Consider the following 18,634-nt stretch of genomic DNA (forward strand, 5'->3'; position numbering starts at 1 on the left):
ACGGTTTTATGTGGTTTATCTCTGTTGACGTGATCTTTGGTTAGCCGTAAACACCCTCCATCGCATTCAGGCGCTCCCGCCTTGGGATTCTGCCTTCACGACAAACAGGATTGACCTGCCATGAAAACCTTCTCTGCTACTCCGGCAGATATCGAGAAGAAGTGGATCCTGATCGACGCCGAGGGCGTTGTTCTGGGCCGTCTTGCCTCGATCGTTGCCATGCGCCTGCGTGGCAAGCACAAGCCGTCCTTCACTCCGAACATGGACATGGGCGACAACGTCATCATCATCAACGCCGACAAGGTGCAGATGACCGGCAAGAAGCGCGACGAGCACTTCTACTGGCACACCGGCCACCCGGGCGGCATCAAGTCGCGCACCAAACAGGAAATCCTGGAAGGTGCCCACCCGGAGCGCGTTGTGTTCCAGGCCGTCAAGCGCATGCTGCCGGGCAACCGTCTGGCGCGCAAGCAGATGACCAACCTGCGTATCTATGCCGGTGCCGAGCACCCGCATGAAGCCCAGGCCCCCGAAGTTCTGGACGTCAAGTCCATGAACAAGAAAAACACCCGGAGCTGATATCGATGGCTGATCAGATCAACACTCTCGAAGAGCTCGCAGCTGCAACCGGTGTGGAAGCAGTGGCCGAAGAAACCATCACCCGTGAGCCGGTTCGTGACGAGCTGGGCCGCGCCTATGCCACCGGCAAGCGTAAAGACGCTGTTGCCCGCGTCTGGATCAAGCCGGGCTCCGGCAAGGTCGAGGTGAACGGCAAGGAAATCAACAAGTACTTCGCCCGTCCGGTGCTGCAGATGATCCTGCGCCAGCCGTTCCAGGTTGCCGGTGTGGAAGGCGAGTTCGACGTCTACGCCACCGTCAAGGGCGGCGGTCTGTCCGGTCAGGCCGGTGCGGTCAAGCACGGCATCTCCAAGGCGCTGCAGCTGTACGATCCGTCCCTGCGCGGCGCGCTGAAAGCGGCAGGCTTCCTGACCCGCGACAGCCGTGTGGTGGAACGTAAGAAATACGGTAAGGCCAAAGCCCGCCGTTCGTTCCAGTTCTCCAAGCGTTAATTCGCAGCGAGACAGTTTTTGGAAAGGCCCGCCGCTTGGCGGGCCTTTTCGCATTCTGGCCCCTGGGGACGGGCGACAACTCTGGATGGTCGACAACCACAGGTGGGAATTTTCAGGTTTCTTTTAGAAAGTTTGCATAAACTGTGTCCGGCACTTTCATGCAGATCGTAAGGATGGACCGGATAAATGGTATCAGCAGACAGTTTCAAAACCGCGCCGATTGGCGATGGTACTCTCGAAATCGGCCGCTTTACGCATGGCTATGAAGACATGTCGATCCGCGGGCAGGGCGGCGGCACCAATGTCTCGATCGGCTCGTTCTGCACGATCGGCGAGGGGGTGCAGATCCTCATGGAAGCGGCACCACAGGTCGAGTGTCTGACGGCGTTCCCGTTTGGCGCCGTCTTTGCAGAGGAAATGGGCGGCCCGGACGTGCACCCTGCCGCGCCGCGCAGTGGTGATGTGGTGATCGGCAACGATGTCTGGATCGGGGCCAACTCGACCCTGCTGGCAGGCGTCACCATCGGGGATGGTGCGGTCATCGGACCCAATTCCACGGTGACCGAAGACATTGGCGCCTACGAGGTCTGGGGCGGCAACCCGGCGCAAAGGATGCGCAAACGATTCGACGACGCGGTCTGCGCGCAGCTGCAACGTTTGCGCTGGTGGGACCTGCCCGTGCCCCTGATCCGGGAGATGGCGCCGCTGCTGACCGCGCAGCCCACCGTGGAGTTGATTGAGGGACTGCAGTCCATCGTCGACGACCTGGTCACCTTCTCGGATGACGCCGCGGCCTGAGAAGGCCGGGGCGTGCCTCAGCTGTCCGGTTCGATCAGACCCAGCCCACGCAGGTAGATGCCGATGCCGCTTTCCAGCAGGTCTTCGGCCGGGAAGGGCGACGCCGCACCGGGCGAGTTTCGCGCATAAAGCTCGACCACGCCGTGGCTCATCGCCAGCACATGCGCCGAGAACATCGAGGCCGGCGGACGTTTCTCCGCCGGAATATGCTGGCTGAGATCCGCTGCCGCACGTTCCAGGATGGATCTGGCCCGGGCCGCGGCATCAGCCAGTTCCGGTGTGCGGTTCACGGAAATTCCGCTTTCGAACATGGCGATGTAATGGCCGGGATGCTTGCGGGCAAAGGCGAGATAGGCCCGGCCGGTCGCTTCGAAGGCTGCCAGCGCCGAGGGCTGATATTTTTCATAGGCGTGCTGCATCAGGTCGGCGAACATCACATAGCCCTGTCGTCCGGCTTCGGCGATCAGGTCCTCGCGTCCCTTGAAATGACGATAGACCGCAGCCGGTGTGACGCCCGCCTGCTTCGCAGCCTCTGACAGGGTGAACCCGGTCGGACCTTTGGATTCGATCAGTTGCAGCGCCGCTTCGACCAGCGCTTGCCGCAGATTTCCGTGATGATAGCCGCGTTTAGGCATCCCAGATGTCCGGGCCTCCGCAAATTTTCGGGTCCGCAACGCCCACGCGGTCGGGATCCTTGTTGTCGTAGTCGATCGCCGAGAGCACCCGTCGAATGACGGCCAACCGGGCGCGGCGCTTGTCATCGGACCGCACAACCGTCCACGGAGCCTGAGGACTGTGGGTGCGGGCAAATGTCTCGGAAATTGCGGCCGTATACGCGTCCCATTTTTGCAACCCCTGCACGTCGATTGCGCTCAGCTTCCATTGCTTCAAGGGGTCGGATTCCCGGTCGAGGAACCGTCGCAATTGTTCGGCGCGCCCAACGTTCAGCCAGATCTTGAACAAAAGGATCCCGTCATCGACCAGCGCGTTTTCAAAATCGGGAACCTGGTGAAAGAAGTGTTCGCGCTGTTCGTCGGTGCAGAAGCCAAAGACCTTTTCGACGACCGCCCGATTGTACCAGCTGCGGTCAAACAGGGTGATCTCGCCGCCGGAGGGCAGATGCTGCACGTAGCGCTGGAAATACCATTGGCTCCGCTCGGCCTCGCTGGGTTTGGACAGGGCAACCACGCGGGCGCCGCGAGGGTTCAGATTCTCGCGGAAACGCTTGATGGTGCCGCCTTTGCCGGCGGCATCACGACCTTCAAACAGGATCGCCACCCGCGTGCCGCTGCGCCGCACCCAGTCCTGGAGTTTGACCAGCTCGATCTGAAGCTCTTCGAGTTCCTGCTCGTAGGTCTTGCGCTTCATCCGCTCCCGGTAGGGGTAGCTGGGGCTCAGGATTTCATCCTTGTCCGCCGTCTTGATCGCCTTGCGGATATCTTCGGGCGCGCCCGATTTGCAATAGCTGCTGATGGCGCCGTCAAATGGCAGTTGCATAAGCAAAACCCCTCTGTCCTCAACCCTTTATATGGGAAGGCACTATGGAATGTTAAATGCCTTTACGCAAATGACGGCTCGTCGGCAGCTGTCTCAGCTGCCGATCCGCTCCAGCTCATACGGTGTGGTCTGGTAGATCTCGTTGATCCAGTTGCCGTAAAGCAGATGCGCGTGGCTGCGCCAGCGGTTCTGTGGCTGGCGGCTCGGATCGTCATCCGGGTAGTAGTTTCCGGGCACATTGATCGCGGTGCCATTCGCCACGTCGCGGTCGTATTCCTGCTTCAGCGTGTCATTGTCATACTCGAAATGATTGAACACGTAGAGCGCGCGATGGGCGGTGTCTTCCACCAGGCAGGGGCCGACCTCGTCACTGCCCAGCAGCGTCTTCAGCCCCGGCACCGCATCGATCTCCGACTGCTTCATCTCAGTCCAGCGGCTGACCGGCACCACGAAATCATCCGAGAAGCCGCGCAGGTAGGGGGACGCGGGCGCCAGGTTCTGGTGGCGGAAGCAGCCAAAGGCCTTGTGGTCCAGCATGTGCTTCTTCACGCCATGGAAATAGTTGATCATCGCCATGCCCCCCCAGCAGACGCCGAAGGTGGAATGCACGTTGGTCTGGGTCCAGTCGAACACCTCACGCATTTCATCCCAGTAGGTGACATCGGTGAATTCCAGATGTTCGATCGGCGCGCCGGTGATGATAAGCCCGTCGAATTTCTCGTGCTTCACCTCCTGAAAGGGGCGATAGAACTCGGCCATATGCTCGGCGGCGGTGTTTCGGGTACGGTGTTCGCTCATCCGGATCAGGCTCAGCTCGATCTGCAGGGGCGTGGCGCCGATCAGCCGGGCGAACTGGTTCTCCGTCTGGATCTTCTTGGGCATCAGGTTCAAAAGCCCGATCCGCAATGGCCGTATATCCTGACGCGCCGCTTGATCCGGCGACATGACCATGACGCCTTCGTTCGTCAGAACGTCATAGGCGGGAAGGTCTGCGGGGATCTTGATGGGCATGGTTCTGTCCTGATTTGCGGATGTGTGTACGATATAGCGGAGGCTGACAAATAGGCGACCTAGTGGCAGTCCTCAAGAGCCGTGGCGATCAAATCGATGAAACCGGCCTCGTCGCGCACCGCCGAGATCTGGTCGGCGGTCACGGTAATGCCCCAGTTGTCCGCCATCGCCTGATAGCGCGGCTGACGGTGTGCCAGCGCCTGTGCATAGGTCCAGCGGATGAAGGCGTCGGGGTCCACATCCGCTTCTGATAGACCGTTTTCCTTGAGATATTCCTGCCAGACCCGGTCGAGGAACTGGGGTTGATAGGACATCGGCTTGGGCGCACGGTCGAACCGGCGCACCAGCTCCGCGGTATGGTTTTCGTCGCCCTTGATCCACACCATCAGCGTGTGCTTCGACAATTCCGACAGGATGTGGTCATTGGGGTCATCCGGATCGACCCATTCGCAGATCGAGCCGCCGGTGTCGCAGATGAAATTGTCATAGCCGTAAAGCTGCTGGGCACGGGTCTGGAAATACTGGGTGTCGAGCAGGGCGCGGATCTCCGCCACACGGAACTGCTCCTGGCGCCGCCGGTATTCATCTATCGGCAGACCGCCCTTGGTCGTGTCGCCCGGTTTTCCGAGGTAGGCCGCGACGGGGGTGAGATTTTCAAAGGTGATGTTGGAACCGATATAGATCGAATCCGACAGCAGCAGTTCGCGCAGGAAGGGCACTTTCATCGCCTCGGCCTTGGCGTTGTCGGCGATGTATTCACCCATGTAGCGTGTGCCGATGCGGTAATCGATGGAGTAGTGGAACCAGCTGCCCGCGCCGCGCAGAATGTTGCTGACATAAGTTTTGCCAAGCCCGGACATGCCAAAGAACAGCACCCGTTTGTTGGGCGCGTCGCGCCAGTCCTGTGCGGAAGAATAAAGCATCGGAGTCTCAAAGTCGCTGAAGGTGTCGCGTCTTGCTAATCGTCAGAGCAGGCGCGGTCAATTCCATGCGCGCCCGTGCCGCAGACGGGGCCGGGTACAGGGCATGAAAAACCCCGCCACCTGTAGCAGGGGCGGGGCTGTCAGTACGGTGCGCGCTGTAGCTCAGAAGTGGTAGCCGACTTTCACGCCAAAGCTGATCGCCTTGTTGTCGCGGAAGTCGGCAACCGGGACGCCGCCGGGCGACGCAACTGCATCTCCCAGATCGGTGTAGCGAATGCCGGCAGACACCGTCATCTGGTCCTGCTTGTACTGGACGCCCAGACGGATCGCCTCATAGCCATGCGTCGGCGCTAGAGGAGATACCAGCTGGTCGCCGTCCACATCGGCATAGATCAATGCCAGGGAGCCGGACCAGTTCTCGTTGAACTTGCGCCCCACGCCCAGAGTGTAGGTGAAGGAGTCGTCCAGATCGATCAGGTCGCGACCAAAATTTCCGGGGACCAGATCGGTGACACTGTGCTCTGCCCAGCGGATGCCGCCGAACAGGAGCGTGTCTGCGGCAATGCCTGTCTGGAAGTCCAGATTGACCGACTGCGGAGTCTTGGTCTTTGTCGAGCTGTTTGCGCTTACGCTTGCCGGCCCGGAGAAGGTTTCGGTCAAGTCGAAATCATGCTCGATTTCCGAGCTGTAGGTCAGTGCGGCGCGCAAGGCGATTTCGGGGATCTCATAGGCAACGCCTGCGACCCAGCCGAACGCACCATCTTTGCCGACTTTCACGTTGTAGGAAGTGAAAGGCGCTGGCAGTGCACCCCCGTAAAAAGCTCCTGCCAGGTTAATCTCGCCGTCGATCTCCTGATAGCGGATACCGCCGTGGACGCTAAAACGGTCGTTGAACTTGTAGCGCAGCAAGGCGGTCAGCGCGTTGGAATCTGCCTGTGCGGTGGTACCGCCCAAGAGTGCGGAGCCGCCGACAGGGTAGTTTACATCCACGCCCCAGGGCTGGTCGAAGATCAGCGCGAAAGACAGCTGCTCGTTGATGTCTCGCTTGTAGCCTGCGCCGAACATGTTGAAGCGTTCCCCGACATCGCCGGAGGCTGAGCCTGCTGGGTTCAGGTTGGTGCGGTCATTGCCCGACAGGTCTACCGATGTCGTCGCGGCGGAGAACTCGACGTAGGAGCCTTCCTCGAAGATGATGCCGATGGGCTGGCCGGTGCGGTCCAGACCGCTGGCCATCGCGCCGCCCGAAACCAGCGCCAGCGCGGCTGACGTTGCAAGATAGCGTTTCATTGTTCCTCCCTCAGAAAAAGCCGACGTGCGGCTTCTTGTCATAGAACCGTAACCGCCGATTTTTTGCCAAATCAATGTTAACGGAACGGAAACTTGCCGAAATACATCAGCTGAGGGCGGTTGGACGCGGTTTGGGCGCAACTATATTGAGGTAATTTGCCACGCAGATCACCGCCGCGCCGCCCAGCACCCAGGCATCCAGCGCCTCGCCGTAGATCACCATGCCCAGCACGGCGATGGTCGGCAGACGGGCGAAATCGATCGGCACGACGACGCTTGCAGGGGCCAGCGATAACGCGGTGGTGAGGCAGAAATGCGCGGTCAGACCGGCAATGCCGATCAGCACAAGCCAATGCACGACGTCAGCGGACGGCAGCGCCATGTCGCCGTCCCAGCCAGCCATCAGCAGTCCCATGACCAGCTGCATGACGGTGAGCCACAACAGGATCGAGGCGGTCGACTCCTTGCGGGTCAACCGCTTGGTCAGGATCGCCGTCAGTGCAAAGAAGACCGCACAGGCCGCGGCCGCCAACACGCCCAGGTTCACGGTTTCCGGGCTGGGGCGCGCGACGATCAGGATGCCGATGAACCCCAGCGCCACGGCCAGCATCCGCCTACGGGTCAGGATCTCGCCCAGCAGGAGCGGCGACAGGATGATGACCCACAGCGGCGACGTGAATTCCAGCGCAAAGACCTGCGCCAGCGGGATCAGCGTTACCGCCAGGAACCACAGGTTCTGACCCGTAAAATGGCAGGCATTGCGCAGAAGATGCACGCCCAGTCTGGCCCGGCTGACCTGATGCCAGCGGCCGGTGAAGGTGAGTACGCCCACCACGATCAGAACCCCGACGAGACTGCGGTAGGTCATGATCTCGAAGGTATCCAGTGTCAGACCGGCCTCGCGCCCTGCAATCGCCATTGCAGAGAAAGAGACGATTGCCCCCAACATCCACAGCGCAGCGCGGCCCGCGCGAGGTTCTGACTGTTCCATTTATGCGCTCCCCGCTTTCTGGCGGTCACAGAGCGGCAAATTCGCGGCCGGGTCAAGACGGGATGCCCTCAGCCGCGCGCATCGTGCGACGGGCAGACACGCTTGCGGTGGCTTTGGCGTTTGTCTCGTTGCCTCAGGCGGCCAATGCGTTTTGCGCTGCCGGGGCGGACAGCGATTTTCCCGACTTGATGTAGTCCGACGCCAGGGCGACCGGATCGAACCTCATCCGATTGAGCAAGCTGCGGATTTCGGCCGTCAGCGCCTCGGTGACCTGATTGTCGAGCCGGGCGGCATCCCGTTTGGGGGGCAGAATTGGTTCTGCTTTGCGTCTCAATGCCGCCAGCAGCCTCGTTGCGCCTTGTGGTGTTGTCGCTTCTTCAAGGCGCGTTTCGACAAAGTTTATCCGATCGCTGAATTTCAGCACGTAGTAGGCGTATCGCGTCTCCATCTCGAGAGCGTACCAGAGGGCCCAGCCGATCTGCCCCATCGGGCGCAGGATCGCGGGGTCCACGATGATGTTCGGATAGCTCATGTCCAGATACCATTGCCAGGCAATGGTGATGTTCTGGAAATCATTCCGACTGACGTAGCTTGCACATTGTTTTGCCAGGTCGCGGCGCAGGATGATCACGGTGCTGCGGTCGGCCAGATCGCTTTCGGCCAGCGCCTCGATCAGGCCGCATTTGCCAAGGGTGTGATTGGGCTCCGCATAGGGGGCTTGCAATGCGGTCAGCTTGTTCTGCCAGAAGGTCTTCATGGAGGCGTCCATGCCCAAGGTGTTGAACCGGCGCATATGGCTGATTTCCGGCATCTGCGAGCCGAAATCCAGCACCCCGAGGGGTTCATGTTTCGACGCCACGTTCAGATTCTCGCCGAAGAATTGCGCCAGCCACGCCGTGCCCGTGCGCCCGGCCGGAATGTGATTGTAGAAATGCGCTTCGGTTTCGGTTCCGCCCGGCCAGACGTGCCTGCGCGCATTTGCACGTCCGCAGGTTAAATCGGAGTGATGATGCTGTCGTCGTCGCAAAAGCTGGAAAGGGCAATTTCAAATGATGTGCCGCCGACCTTCTTGGTCTTGATAAAGATCAGCTTCAGTGGGTGGCAAATGATCATCGCGTCCTCCCGGCGTTCCGTCTTTGCCGACAGATTCCAGAAACCCCTGACGGATTGATTGATCAGCTTCAAAAGAAAAACCCCGGCCGATGGGGCCGGGGTTTCGGTATGCGCTTTATTCCCACTCGATGGTGCCCGGAGGCTTCGAGGTGATGTCATAGGTGCAGCGGTTGATGCCCTTGACCTCGTTGATGATCCGGGTGGCGGTTTCGCCGAGGAACTCGTGGCTGAACGGGTAGTAATCCGCGGTCATGCCGTCGACGCTGGTCACGGCACGCAGGGCACAGGCATAGTCATAGGTCCGTCCGTCGCCCATCACGCCAACGGTGCGCACCGGCAGGATCGCCACGAAGGCTTGCCAGATTTCGTCGTACAGGCCGTGACGGCGGATCTGGTCGATATAGATGGCATCGGCCTCGCGCAGGATCTCCAGCTTCTCGCGGGTGATCTCGCCGGGGCAGCGGATGGCCAGGCCCGGTCCGGGGAAGGGGTGGCGGCCGATGAAGCTGTCGGGCAGGCCCAGTTCGCGGCCCAGGGCGCGGACCTCGTCCTTGAACAGCTCGCGCAGAGGCTCCACCAGCTTCAGGCCCATCTTTTCCGGCAGGCCGCCGACGTTGTGGTGCGACTTGATGGTGACGGACGGCCCACCCGAGAAGGAAACGGATTCGATCACATCCGGGTACAGCGTGCCCTGTGCCAGGAACTCGGCGCCTTCGATTGTGTCGGCGTGCTTCTGGAACACGTCGATGAACAGTTTGCCGATGATCTTGCGCTTGGTTTCGGGGTCGGACACCCCCTCCAGTTCGCCCAGGAACAGCTCGCTCTCATCGGCGTGGATCAGCTGGATGTTGTAGTTGTCGCGGAACATCGTGACAACTTCCTCGGCCTCGTTCTTGCGCAGCAGGCCGTGGTCAACGAAGACGCAGGTCAGCTGGTCGCCGATCGCCTCGTGGATCAGCACTGCGGCAACCGAGGAGTCGACGCCCCCGGACAGCCCGCAGATCACCTTCTTGTCGCCAACCTGCTCGCGGATCTTCTCGATCATCTGTTCGCGGTAGGCGCCCATGGTCCAGTCGCCGGTAAAGCCCGCCAGCTTGACGAAGTTCTCATACAGCTTGGCACCGTTGGGGGTGTGGTGCACCTCCGGGTGGAACTGCACCGCGTAGAAGTTGCGGCTGACATCTGCGGTGATCGCGTAAGGCGCGTTGGGGGAGGTGCCGTAGACCTCGAAACCCGGCGCGATCTGGCTGACATGATCGCCGTGGCTCATCCAGACCTGTTCACGATCGCCATCATTGGCGAACCAGCCATCCAGCAGCGGCAGACGCGCGGTGGTGGGGGTGACAAAGGCGCGGCCGAATTCGGCGGTGCCATGGCCGCTTTCCACCTTGCCGCCCAGCTGGTGCATCATTACCTGCTGGCCATAGCAGATGCCCAGGATCGGCACGCCCAGATCGAAGATCTCCTGCGGCGCACGGGGGGAGCCTTCGCGGGTCACGCTGTCGGGCCCGCCCGAGAAGATCACCGCCTTGGGCGCCATCTCGCGCACAAAGTCCATGGTGACATTCTGATAGGGGTGGATTTCGCAATAGACGTTCAGCTCGCGCAGGCGGCGCGCAATCAGCTGCGTGACCTGGCTGCCAAAGTCGATGATGAGAAGGCGGTCATGGGATGTCTCTGTCATGCACGCGCCATAGGGCAGGACGACCATTTCCGCAAGAGGCTTTGACAGCGCGGCATCGGGTTTTCCGGCCGGGGCGTCGATGCTTGTCCGGTATGCCATCGCCGGCCACGAGGGGCTGAAATGCGCAGGGCATGTCGCTTTTCAACGTGAAAGGACGCAATCCTGCGGCGCGGCAGGGCAGGCGGCCTATAATACCCTTGGCAATGAAATGCCTGTGGTGAGGATAAACCATGACAGAAGCAGCAGCACCGCGCCGTCGCGCCCGGGGTGGCGGTGGCGCCGCCCGCCGCGCCGAACGGTCCTCCGTCAAGATCGAGACGGCCAAGTACATCGAGCGCAACATTCCGAACTTTGAGGTTCTGAACGCCGAGGCGCTGGAGATCATCGAGCACAACGCCGATACCATCCTTGAGGAGGTTGGCGTCAACTTTGTTGACAACCCGGCCGCGCTGGAGCGCTGGCGCGAAGCGGGCGCTGACGTCGAGGGAGAGCGCGTGCGCATCCCCCGCGGTCTGGCGCGCAAGCTCTGCGAAACCGCGCCTGCGGAATTCACCCAACACGCGCGCAACCCGGAGAAATCCGTCGTCATCGGCGGCCGCAACCTGGTGCTGGCGCCGGTCTACGGCCCGCCCTTCGTGCGTGATGCCAATGGTGGCCGCCGCTATGCCACCATGGACGACTTCAACAAGTTCGTGAAACTGGCCTACATGTCGAAGTGGCTGCACCACTCCGGCGGCACCGTGTGTGAACCCACCGACATCCCGGTGAACAAGCGCCACCTCGACATGCTGATGGCGCATATGACCCTCAGCGACAAGCCGTTCATGGGCTCCGTCACCGAACCCAGTCGGGCGCAGGATTCCGTCGATATGGCGGGCATCCTGTTCGGTCAGGACTTCGTGCAGAACAACACGGTGATGACCTCGCTCACCAACATCAACTCGCCGATGACCTTCGACGACGTGATGATGGGCTCGCTGGAAGTCTACGCCAAGAACATGCAAGCCTGCATCATCTCGCCCTTTATCGTCGGCGGCGCCATGGCGCCGGTGTCGGTGGCGGGCACGCTGACCCAGGTGCTGGCGGAAGTGCTGGCGGGCATCGCCTACAGCCAGCTGGTGCGGCCCGGTGCTCCGGCGATCTTCGGCGCCTTCGTGTCCTCGATCGACATGAACTCCGGCGCGCCGACCTTTGGCACTCCCGAAGCGTCGCTGGTGACCTATGGCGCAGGCCAGTTGGCCCGCCGCCTGGGCGTGCCGTTCCGCTCGGCCGGGTCGTTCTGTGGCTCCAAGCTGCCGGACGCGCAGGCCGCGTATGAAACCGCGAACTCGCTGAACATGGGGCTGATGTCGGGCGTGAACTTCATGCTGCACGCCTGCGGCTGGCTCGAGGGCGGCCTGGTGGCCGACTTCGAGAAGTTCGTGATGGATGCCGACCAGCTGGGCGCGCTGCACGGGCTGGCCAAAGGCGTCATGGTTGATGAAAATCATCAGGCCATGGATGCCATCCGCGAGGTGGGCCCCGGCGGCCACTACCTGGGATGCGCGCACACCCAGGCCAACTTCAAGTCGGCCTTCTGGAAATCCGACCTCCTCGACTACAAGCCGTTCGAGCAGTGGGAAGAAGAGGGCAGCCGCGACACCTATGCGCTGGCGTCCAACCGGGTTGAGCATCTGCTCAACACCTATCAGCAGCCGGCTCTCGATCCGGCGATCAAGCTGGCGCTCGACGAATACGTCGCCAAGAAGAAAGCGTCGATGCCGGACGCCTTCATGTAAACGGGCCAATTGGCGCGATATCTTCCGGCCCGGAAACGGGTGCAGGCGGACAACGGCGGTCTTTCGAGGCCGCCGTTTCTGTTTTGGCTTGGCTGCGGCGCGCCGGGCCGCCCAGGCAAGCCGCTTCGCCGACCAGTGCGATCAGCACGTCAACGTGGCGGATCATCGAATATCCCGGGTCATCCGCCTTGCGGGCGGTGTAGAGGTCCTGTTCCAGCTCCAGCAGCCGCAGGGCGGCGACGGCGGGTTTGGGAAGCTGCCCATGGCCGAGGACACGGCGCAGGTCGCGTTGCCTGCAATAGCTCTGGGCCCCCAATCGGGCCGCGCGCGCCAGGATGCGCGGACGGCGGAGCAATCTCACCCGGCTGAATAGATCCTGCATTCCAGTCTCCTTTCCTCTCTTGGTGCAGGCTCTGCTATAACACAACCTCAGGTAGTGTTGCGCCGGGTGCGATATTGGCGAACGGTCCGTTTGAGGAAGATTATGTATTTTTTGGAAACATCCCGGCCTGAATTGAATTATTGTTGACTGTCTGGCGGATGTTTCTGCACGGGCCGAAGGGGACGCAGTTGGCCCGTACGGTGGCATTCGCTGACGACCGGGGTTGAACCATGCACAACAGTCCGCAGTCGCCCTTGCCAGGTTGGGTGCCGCCAGAAGCCAGCCGTTATCTCCAGCACACAGAGGCTGGCCGGTCCATTCGTCAGCTCGCGCGCAAGGCCGGTTGTCACCCGTCGACCAATTCGCGCCAGGTGCGACGGGTGGAGACCCTGCGGGATGATCCGCTGATCGACGAGGTGCTCACCTATCTGTCGGCTCCCTACCGGAGGGGGGCGGGAAACACTCAGCGTGCGGGGCCGCCCTCGCAGACGTCGGCCCAGCCTGCCCGAGGGTTGATGTCGGGGTTTGAGCGCGAGGCAACGGGCGTGCTGACCCTTCTGAGCCGGGGCGGGGCAGTTCTGGCGGTGGCCGAGGGCATGGAGATGGCGGTCGTGGTGCGCGAGGGCGCGGAGACGGACCGGCACAGGGTTGCGGTGTCGCGACCGCTGGCAGGTGCGCTTGCGCTGTCCGGCTGGATCACCTGCAGCCGCCAGGGGCGGATCTGCCGCTATGTCATCACCACGGCTGGACGCAACGCGCTCAACCGGATCATCGCGGATCAGGAAAACCGCGCCCGCGCCCGGCTGGAGGGCGGCTTTGCCGAGGCGCAAGATCCGTTTCTGGCCCCTGACAACGGCGGTGGGAATGCGGCGCGCAAGTCGCGCTATGGCGGTGCGGAAACGCCCTTGGAAATGCTCGCCCGCCTGAGCGACCGGAACGGCAACCCCTTCCTGACCGCGGCGATGGTGCGAGCGGGGAAGCGTCTTCGGGAGGATTTCGAACTCGCGCAGATCAGCTGTCACCTGCATCAGGATCAGCGCCATTACAGCGCGGACAACCAGCTGCTGTGTTCCGGCAGCCATGCGGCGGGCGCAGAGGCGCGCGCGCGACTGACCCGCGCATTGCAGGCGCTTGGCATGGGGTTGAGCGATATCGCCTTGCGCTGTTGCTGCCACCTGGAGGGGTTGGAAACCGCCGAGCGGAACCTCGGCTGGCCTGCCCGCTCGGGCAAGGTCGTGCTGCGCATTGCCTTGCAGCACCTTGCCGAACACTACGGCGAAGATGGCGCCTCGGCGGATGAGATGATCGGATGAAGGATGCGGCGTCGGGCGGTGCAACAGAAAACGGGCCCACCCATGGTGGACCCGTTGCAATCAGCCCAGCTGATCAGCTTCGGCTCAGGCCGGAACCGCTGCTTGGGTTTCTTTCAGGTACTTCAGCACGTTTTCCGGTGCGGATTCGCCATAGGGGTCTTCGTTGTGGTTGTCGCACAGGCCGGGCTCTTCGAACCAGGCTTCGACCACGCCGTCGTTCACGATGGCGGCATAGCGCCAGGAGCGGGCACCAAAGCCCAGGTTGTCCTTGGCCACCAGCATGCCGATGCGACGGGTGAACTCACCCGAACCATCCGGGATCACCTGCACGTTTTCCAGCTTCTGGTCACGCGCCCAGGCGTTCATCACGAATGCGTCGTTCACGGACATGCAGTAGATCGCGTCGATGCCCTCGGCCTTGAAGTCGGCAAAGCCCTTCTCGTAACCCGGCAGCTGGTAGGTGGAGCAGGTGGGGGTGAAGGCGCCGGGCAGCGAGAACAGAACGACGCGCTTGCCTGCGAAATAGTCTGCGGTGGTCTTGTCTTCCCAGCGGAACGGGTTCGGGCCCTCGATGGACTCGTCACGAACGCGGGTGCGGAAGGTCACGTCGGGCAGCTTAACGCCAGCTTTCATATCGGGATGCTCCTGAAAATGTGGATGTTCGTTTCGGCGCGCAGGCTTAAAATGATTCTAAGCGGGTAGCAACACGTGCCGATGCGCCTCGGCGTCGCAGCGCCTCCGGACTGCTTTTGATGCGGAAGAACTCGCGGGCTGGCCTGCCAAAAATGGCCAGAAATCCCCCGGAAATCCCAGTGGCAACCGCCGGGCAGCCATGTCTGCGGCGCAATGCCGGGTTGACGATATGCTCGTGCCAAGCCAGATCAGCTGTGCTACACCCGCTAGAAAGCCAGAGGCCGGAAGGGAAACCCACGTGAGAGACCTAAAGATCCCGGAGCAGCGCCACCCAGAGAAGGCGCATCGTCCCGATAACGCTCAGCCAAAGAAGCCAAGCTGGATCCGGGTCAAGGCGCCGGGCGGCAAGGGCTATGCTGAAACCCACAAGATCATGCGGGAAAACAATCTGACCACCGTGTGCGAGGAGGCCGGTTGCCCCAACGTGGGGGAATGCTGGAGCCAGGGCCACGCCACCATGATGATCATGGGCGAGATCTGTACCCGCGGCTGCACCTTCTGCAACATCGCCACCGGCAAACCCGACACGCTGGACGCCTTCGAGCCGGGCCGGGTGGCCCATGCGGTGCAGAAGCTGGGCCTCAATCACGTGGTCATCACATCGGTTGACCGCGACGACCTCGAGGACGGCGGTGCCGACCACTTTGCCCAGACCATCCGCGCCGTGCGCCATCGCTCCCCCGGAACGACGATCGAAATCCTGACACCCGACTTCATCAAATGCGATGCCAGCGCGCTGGAGAAGGTGGTCGAAGCCAAGCCGGACGTGTTCAACCACAACCTGGAAACCGTGCCCGGCCTCTACCCCGAGGTTCGCCCCGGTGCCCGCTACTTCCACTCGCTGCGCCTGTTGCAGCGGGTGAAGGAGCTGGACCCCTCGATCTTCACCAAATCCGGCATCATGGTTGGCCTGGGCGAGGACGCGCAGGCGGTGAAGCAGGTGATGGACGACATGCGCGCGGCGGATGTCGATTTCCTGACCATCGGCCAGTATCTGCAACCCACGCCCAAGCACCACGCGGTTGACCGGTTCGTCACACCTGAAGAGTTCAAGACCTACGAGAAAGCTGCCTATGGCAAGGGCTTCCTGATGGTTTCCGCGACGCCGCTGACACGGTCTTCCTACCATGCGGGCGACGACTTTGCGCGTCTGCGCGAGGCCCGCAACAAGAAGCTGGGGCTTGCATGACGCCGCAACGCCTGGAGCAGCTGACGCGGCTGCGCCAGGCCCTGCACCAGATCCCCGAGGTCTCAGGTGCCGAGGAAAAGACCGCCGCCATGGTGGCGGGCTACCTGCGTGATTTTGCTCCTGACAAGCTGCTGACCGGGCTTGGCGGCCATGGGGTCGCAGCGGTCTACAACGGGCTGGCGGCAGGGCCCACGGTCCTGATCCGCTGTGAGCTTGATGGATTGCCCATCGCCGAACTTTCCGACCAACCTTACCGCTCTCGGCACGAAGGGCGCGGCCATCTTTGCGGCCATGATGGCCACATGGCCATGGTCGCTGGGCTGGCAGCAGAGCTGGCCGCGCGGCGTCCGGCCCGGGGGCGGGCGGTGCTGTTGTTCCAACCTGCCGAAGAAACCGGAAAGGGGGCGGCGGCGGTTCTTGCCGACCCTGCGTTCGCGCAGATCGTGCCGGACTATGCCTTTGCGCTGCACAATCTGCCGGGCCTCGCGGTGGGCAAGGTGGGGTTGTGTTCCGCTGCAGCCAACTGCGCCTCGCGCGGCATGCGGATTCGGTTGACCGGGCGCACCTCGCATGCGGCCGCGCCGCAGGATGGGATCTCACCCGCCGCAGCCATGGCGCAGCTGATGACCGGGCTGCCGGACCTGGGGCAGGGCGGCGATCTCGACGCGGATTATGCGCTGGTCACGCTGACCCACGCGCGGCTGGGCGAGGCGACATTCGGCATTGCACCCGGAGTGGGCGAGGTCTGGGTGACCCTGCGCACCGTCACCGACGCGCGGATGGAGCAACTGGTCGCTGATGCGACCGCGTTGGCTCGCCGCGCTTGCGCGGATCACGGGCTGATGCTGGATATCGAATTCGATGACGTGTTCGAGGCCTGCACCAACCACCCCGCCGCTGTTCAGATCTTGCAGGACGCCCGCGCAGAGGCAGGCCATCCGGCGCAGCTCGGCGATTTGCCGCAACGCTGGTCCGAGGATTTCGGGCAATTTGCCCGCCACGCCAAGAGCGCCATGTTCTGGCTTGGCTCTGGCGTCACCCAGCCGCAGCTGCACAACCCGGACTATGACTTCCCCGATGCGGCGATCCCGGTCGGAACCGGGATCTTTCTGCAAACACTACGGACCCTGCTGGGCTGACTGACCAGGGTGCCCCCCGTCAGTTGGTCAGCGCGTCGACCACGGCCACCGCGCCGATGATGGCGAGCGTGTCTTTGACGACTTCGTAGATCTTGCCGTTCTTGCGGATGTAGTCATGGCCTTCGCGCGGAGGTTTCAGGCCCCAGCGGTCGTAGTCCTCGATCCGGACCCAATCGCCGCCGTGAATATGACCGTGCTTGGCGCTGTGGCGCTTCTTCACCTGACCGGGCGCGTAATGTGCGGCGCTGTTCTTGTGCCCGGGGGCCCATTTCGGCGGGCCTGCGTGAGCGGCAACAGCCGACAAGGCAATGCTGGTGGCCACGGTGGCGAGCAGGGGTCTGAACATGGCATCTCTCCAGTGAATTCTGCTGTTTCCAGAGACATGGGAGAGACGCAGGCAAAAGGCAAATCGGCATTGCCTGAATCTGCCGACCCCTGACCGGAAACCGGCGGGATGACGCCGGTTTCCATGGTAGGTGTCAATGGTGTTCTCTGTGGCCTCGGCGCGACAGTGGCGCACCGGGCGTGCTCACAAAAGGCTCAGGTCAGCCCGCGTCGGTAAAGCGCACTTTGCCGATATAGGGCAGGTTCCGATTGCGCTGGGCGTAATCGATTCCATAACCGACGACGAATTCGTCCGGGATCTCGAAGCCCACCCAATCGGAGCGGAAATCCACCTCGCGTCGCGATGGTTTGTCCAGCAGCGCGATGGATTTCAGCCGCGCCGGGTTGCGGCTTTGCAGCAGGTGGGTGACGTGGTTGAGCGTGTGACCGGTGTCGACGATGTCTTCCACGACCAACACGTCCCGGCCTTCAATAGCGCCGCGCAAGTCCTTGAGAATGCGCACTTCCCGGCTGCTTTCCATCGCGTCGCCATAGGAGGAGGCTTCCAGGAAGTCGACTTCGATCGGCAGATCCAGTTCACGCACCAGATCGGCGATGAAAACGAAACTGCCGCGCAGCAGGCCAACGACAACCAGCTTGTCGGTATCGCCGAATTCGCGCTGGATTTCACCGCATAGCTCTTCGATCCGGGCCGCGATGGCCTTGGCCGAGATCATCACATCAATGACATATGGACGCTGTGACATGGCTGCCCCCTTGAAATTTCCGCGCGTTCATAGGACATGACGCGCCACGATCATAGCAGGAAATTCGACGCAGACATGCCAACTCATTCGGAAACCCGCCCGCTGCCTTATACCGCCCAGCAGATGTACGATCTGGTGGCAGACGTGGCGCAGTATCCGAAATTCCTGCCGTGGTGCGCCGCCGCCCGCATTCGCAGCCGCGCGCCCTTGGGCGAGGCCGAGGTGATGGAGGCGGATCTGGTGATCTCCTTCAAGGTCTTTCGGGAGCGGTTCGGCAGCCGGGTCACTCTTTACCCGGACGCCCACAAGATCGACACCGAATACCTGGACGGGCCGTTTCGCTACATGAAATCACACTGGCATTTCACCCCGCGTGAGGACGGGGGCTGCGATGTGTCCTTCTTTGTTGATTTCGAGTTCAAGAACGCCGTGCTGCAGGGGATCATCGGCGTGGTGTTCAACGAAGCAATGCAGCGTATCGTGCGCGCATTCGAGCGTCGCGCGGCGGAGCTTTACGGCGGCCGGTGAGGGCGCTGCCTGACCATCTGTTAATCATTCGTTTACCACGCTCCCGGGAAACCCGGCATTGCTCAGGTTTTGCCGGATTCCTGCCTTATTTCGGGAGCACCTCCGCGTGCAGAATTAACTTTCTGTTAGGAGTTTTGAAACGATGGT

General features: G+C 62.0%; 21 protein-coding genes. 8 read left to right on the top strand and 13 right to left on the bottom strand.

The window, feature by feature from the left end; translation table 11 throughout:
• The first annotated feature begins 120 nt into the window (after positions 1-120).
• From rplM to ACZ52D_RS14740, 3 genes are all read left to right on the top strand, one after another.
• Complete coding sequence (rplM, locus tag ACZ52D_RS14730) at positions 121-579, top strand: 50S ribosomal protein L13 (RefSeq protein ID WP_222453296.1); 459 nt, start codon at positions 121-123, stop codon at positions 577-579.
• A 5-nt stretch (positions 580-584) separates the two neighbouring features.
• Complete coding sequence (gene rpsI / locus ACZ52D_RS14735) at positions 585-1,070, top strand: 30S ribosomal protein S9 (protein WP_222453295.1); 486 nt, start codon at positions 585-587, stop codon at positions 1,068-1,070.
• 186 nt (positions 1,071-1,256) lie between these two features.
• Positions 1,257-1,868 carry a CatB-related O-acetyltransferase gene (locus ACZ52D_RS14740; protein WP_464441762.1) on the top strand — a complete coding sequence of 204 codons (612 nt, stop codon included), beginning with the start codon at positions 1,257-1,259 and terminating at the stop codon, positions 1,866-1,868.
• Positions 1,869-1,885: 17 nt separating this feature from the next.
• Here the strand turns inward: ACZ52D_RS14740 and ACZ52D_RS14745 are convergent, their stop codons facing one another.
• The 9 genes from ACZ52D_RS14745 to guaA all read right to left on the bottom strand — a co-directional run bounded on the left by ACZ52D_RS14745 (position 1,886) and on the right by guaA (position 10,374).
• The gene (locus ACZ52D_RS14745) at positions 1,886-2,503 is read right to left on the bottom strand and encodes a TetR/AcrR family transcriptional regulator (RefSeq protein ID WP_222453293.1); all 618 of its coding nucleotides are present in this window, start codon (positions 2,501-2,503) and stop codon (positions 1,886-1,888) included.
• A complete protein-coding gene (gene ppk2, locus ACZ52D_RS14750) occupies positions 2,496-3,365 on the bottom strand; it encodes a polyphosphate kinase 2 (RefSeq protein ID WP_222453292.1) in 870 nt (289 codons plus the stop codon). The genes ACZ52D_RS14745 and ppk2 overlap by 8 nt, the downstream gene beginning before the upstream one ends.
• A gap of 93 nt (positions 3,366-3,458) precedes the next feature.
• Entirely contained in the window at positions 3,459-4,376 is a 918-nt protein-coding gene (gene metA, locus ACZ52D_RS14755) for a homoserine O-acetyltransferase MetA (protein ID WP_369929067.1), read from the bottom strand.
• A gap of 59 nt (positions 4,377-4,435) precedes the next feature.
• On the bottom strand, positions 4,436-5,299 hold the full coding sequence (locus ACZ52D_RS14760) for an ATPase (RefSeq protein ID WP_464441763.1): 864 nt from the start codon (positions 5,297-5,299) through the stop codon (positions 4,436-4,438).
• Positions 5,300-5,461: 162 nt separating this feature from the next.
• Positions 5,462-6,586, bottom strand: coding sequence for an OmpP1/FadL family transporter (locus ACZ52D_RS14765; RefSeq protein WP_464441764.1), 1,125 nt, complete (start codon positions 6,584-6,586; stop codon positions 5,462-5,464).
• A gap of 106 nt (positions 6,587-6,692) precedes the next feature.
• Positions 6,693-7,577 carry a DMT family transporter gene (locus tag ACZ52D_RS14770; RefSeq protein WP_464441765.1) on the bottom strand — a complete coding sequence of 295 codons (885 nt, stop codon included), beginning with the start codon at positions 7,575-7,577 and terminating at the stop codon, positions 6,693-6,695.
• A 133-nt stretch (positions 7,578-7,710) separates the two neighbouring features.
• Positions 7,711-8,436 carry a hypothetical protein gene (locus ACZ52D_RS14775; protein WP_464441766.1) on the bottom strand — a complete coding sequence of 242 codons (726 nt, stop codon included), beginning with the start codon at positions 8,434-8,436 and terminating at the stop codon, positions 7,711-7,713.
• Positions 8,437-8,570: 134 nt separating this feature from the next.
• Positions 8,571-8,762: a hypothetical protein gene (locus ACZ52D_RS14780; protein WP_464441767.1), complete on the bottom strand. Its 192-nt coding sequence runs from the start codon at positions 8,760-8,762 to the stop codon at positions 8,571-8,573.
• Between the two features lie 43 nt (positions 8,763-8,805).
• On the bottom strand, positions 8,806-10,374 hold the full coding sequence (gene guaA, locus ACZ52D_RS14785; protein WP_222453286.1) for a glutamine-hydrolyzing GMP synthase: 1,569 nt from the start codon (positions 10,372-10,374) through the stop codon (positions 8,806-8,808).
• 230 nt (positions 10,375-10,604) lie between these two features.
• Between guaA and ACZ52D_RS14790 the strand changes: the two genes are divergently transcribed.
• Positions 10,605-12,152: a trimethylamine methyltransferase family protein gene (locus ACZ52D_RS14790; RefSeq protein WP_222453285.1), complete on the top strand. Its 1,548-nt coding sequence runs from the start codon at positions 10,605-10,607 to the stop codon at positions 12,150-12,152.
• Here the strand turns inward: ACZ52D_RS14790 and ACZ52D_RS14795 are convergent.
• A complete protein-coding gene (locus ACZ52D_RS14795; protein ID WP_464441768.1) occupies positions 12,145-12,534 on the bottom strand; it encodes a DUF6477 family protein in 390 nt (129 codons plus the stop codon). The genes ACZ52D_RS14790 and ACZ52D_RS14795 overlap by 8 nt on opposite strands.
• Before the next feature lie 230 nt (positions 12,535-12,764).
• Between ACZ52D_RS14795 and ACZ52D_RS14800 the strand changes: the two genes are divergently transcribed.
• A complete protein-coding gene (locus tag ACZ52D_RS14800; RefSeq protein ID WP_464441769.1) occupies positions 12,765-13,847 on the top strand; it encodes a DUF6456 domain-containing protein in 1,083 nt (360 codons plus the stop codon).
• 84 nt (positions 13,848-13,931) lie between these two features.
• Here ACZ52D_RS14800 and ACZ52D_RS14805 read toward each other — a convergent pair whose 3' ends face one another.
• On the bottom strand, positions 13,932-14,480 hold the full coding sequence (locus ACZ52D_RS14805; protein ID WP_222453282.1) for a peroxiredoxin: 549 nt from the start codon (positions 14,478-14,480) through the stop codon (positions 13,932-13,934).
• Positions 14,481-14,778: 298 nt separating this feature from the next.
• Between ACZ52D_RS14805 and lipA the strand changes: the two genes are divergently transcribed.
• Both lipA and ACZ52D_RS14815 read left to right on the top strand, forming a co-directional pair.
• Positions 14,779-15,729, top strand: a complete 951-nt coding sequence (lipA, locus tag ACZ52D_RS14810; RefSeq protein WP_369929080.1) for a lipoyl synthase — start codon at positions 14,779-14,781, stop codon at positions 15,727-15,729.
• Entirely contained in the window at positions 15,726-16,868 is a 1,143-nt protein-coding gene (locus tag ACZ52D_RS14815) for an amidohydrolase (protein ID WP_464441770.1), read from the top strand. Before lipA ends, ACZ52D_RS14815 begins: the two co-directional genes overlap by 4 nt.
• A gap of 19 nt (positions 16,869-16,887) precedes the next feature.
• On the opposite strand, the gene ACZ52D_RS14820 is transcribed toward ACZ52D_RS14815, so the two are convergent.
• Positions 16,888-17,214 (bottom strand): hypothetical protein, encoded by a 327-nt coding sequence (locus tag ACZ52D_RS14820; RefSeq protein ID WP_464441771.1) that lies wholly within the window; start codon positions 17,212-17,214, stop codon positions 16,888-16,890.
• A gap of 199 nt (positions 17,215-17,413) precedes the next feature.
• On the bottom strand, positions 17,414-17,959 hold the full coding sequence (gene hpt / locus ACZ52D_RS14825) for a hypoxanthine phosphoribosyltransferase (RefSeq protein WP_222453278.1): 546 nt from the start codon (positions 17,957-17,959) through the stop codon (positions 17,414-17,416).
• 75 nt (positions 17,960-18,034) lie between these two features.
• On the opposite strand from hpt, the gene ACZ52D_RS14830 reads away from it, so the two are divergent.
• On the top strand, positions 18,035-18,487 hold the full coding sequence (locus ACZ52D_RS14830) for a type II toxin-antitoxin system RatA family toxin (RefSeq protein ID WP_464441772.1): 453 nt from the start codon (positions 18,035-18,037) through the stop codon (positions 18,485-18,487).
• Positions 18,488-18,634: the final 147 nt, after the last annotated feature.

This window comes from Leisingera sp. S2M4, assembly GCF_055398055.1.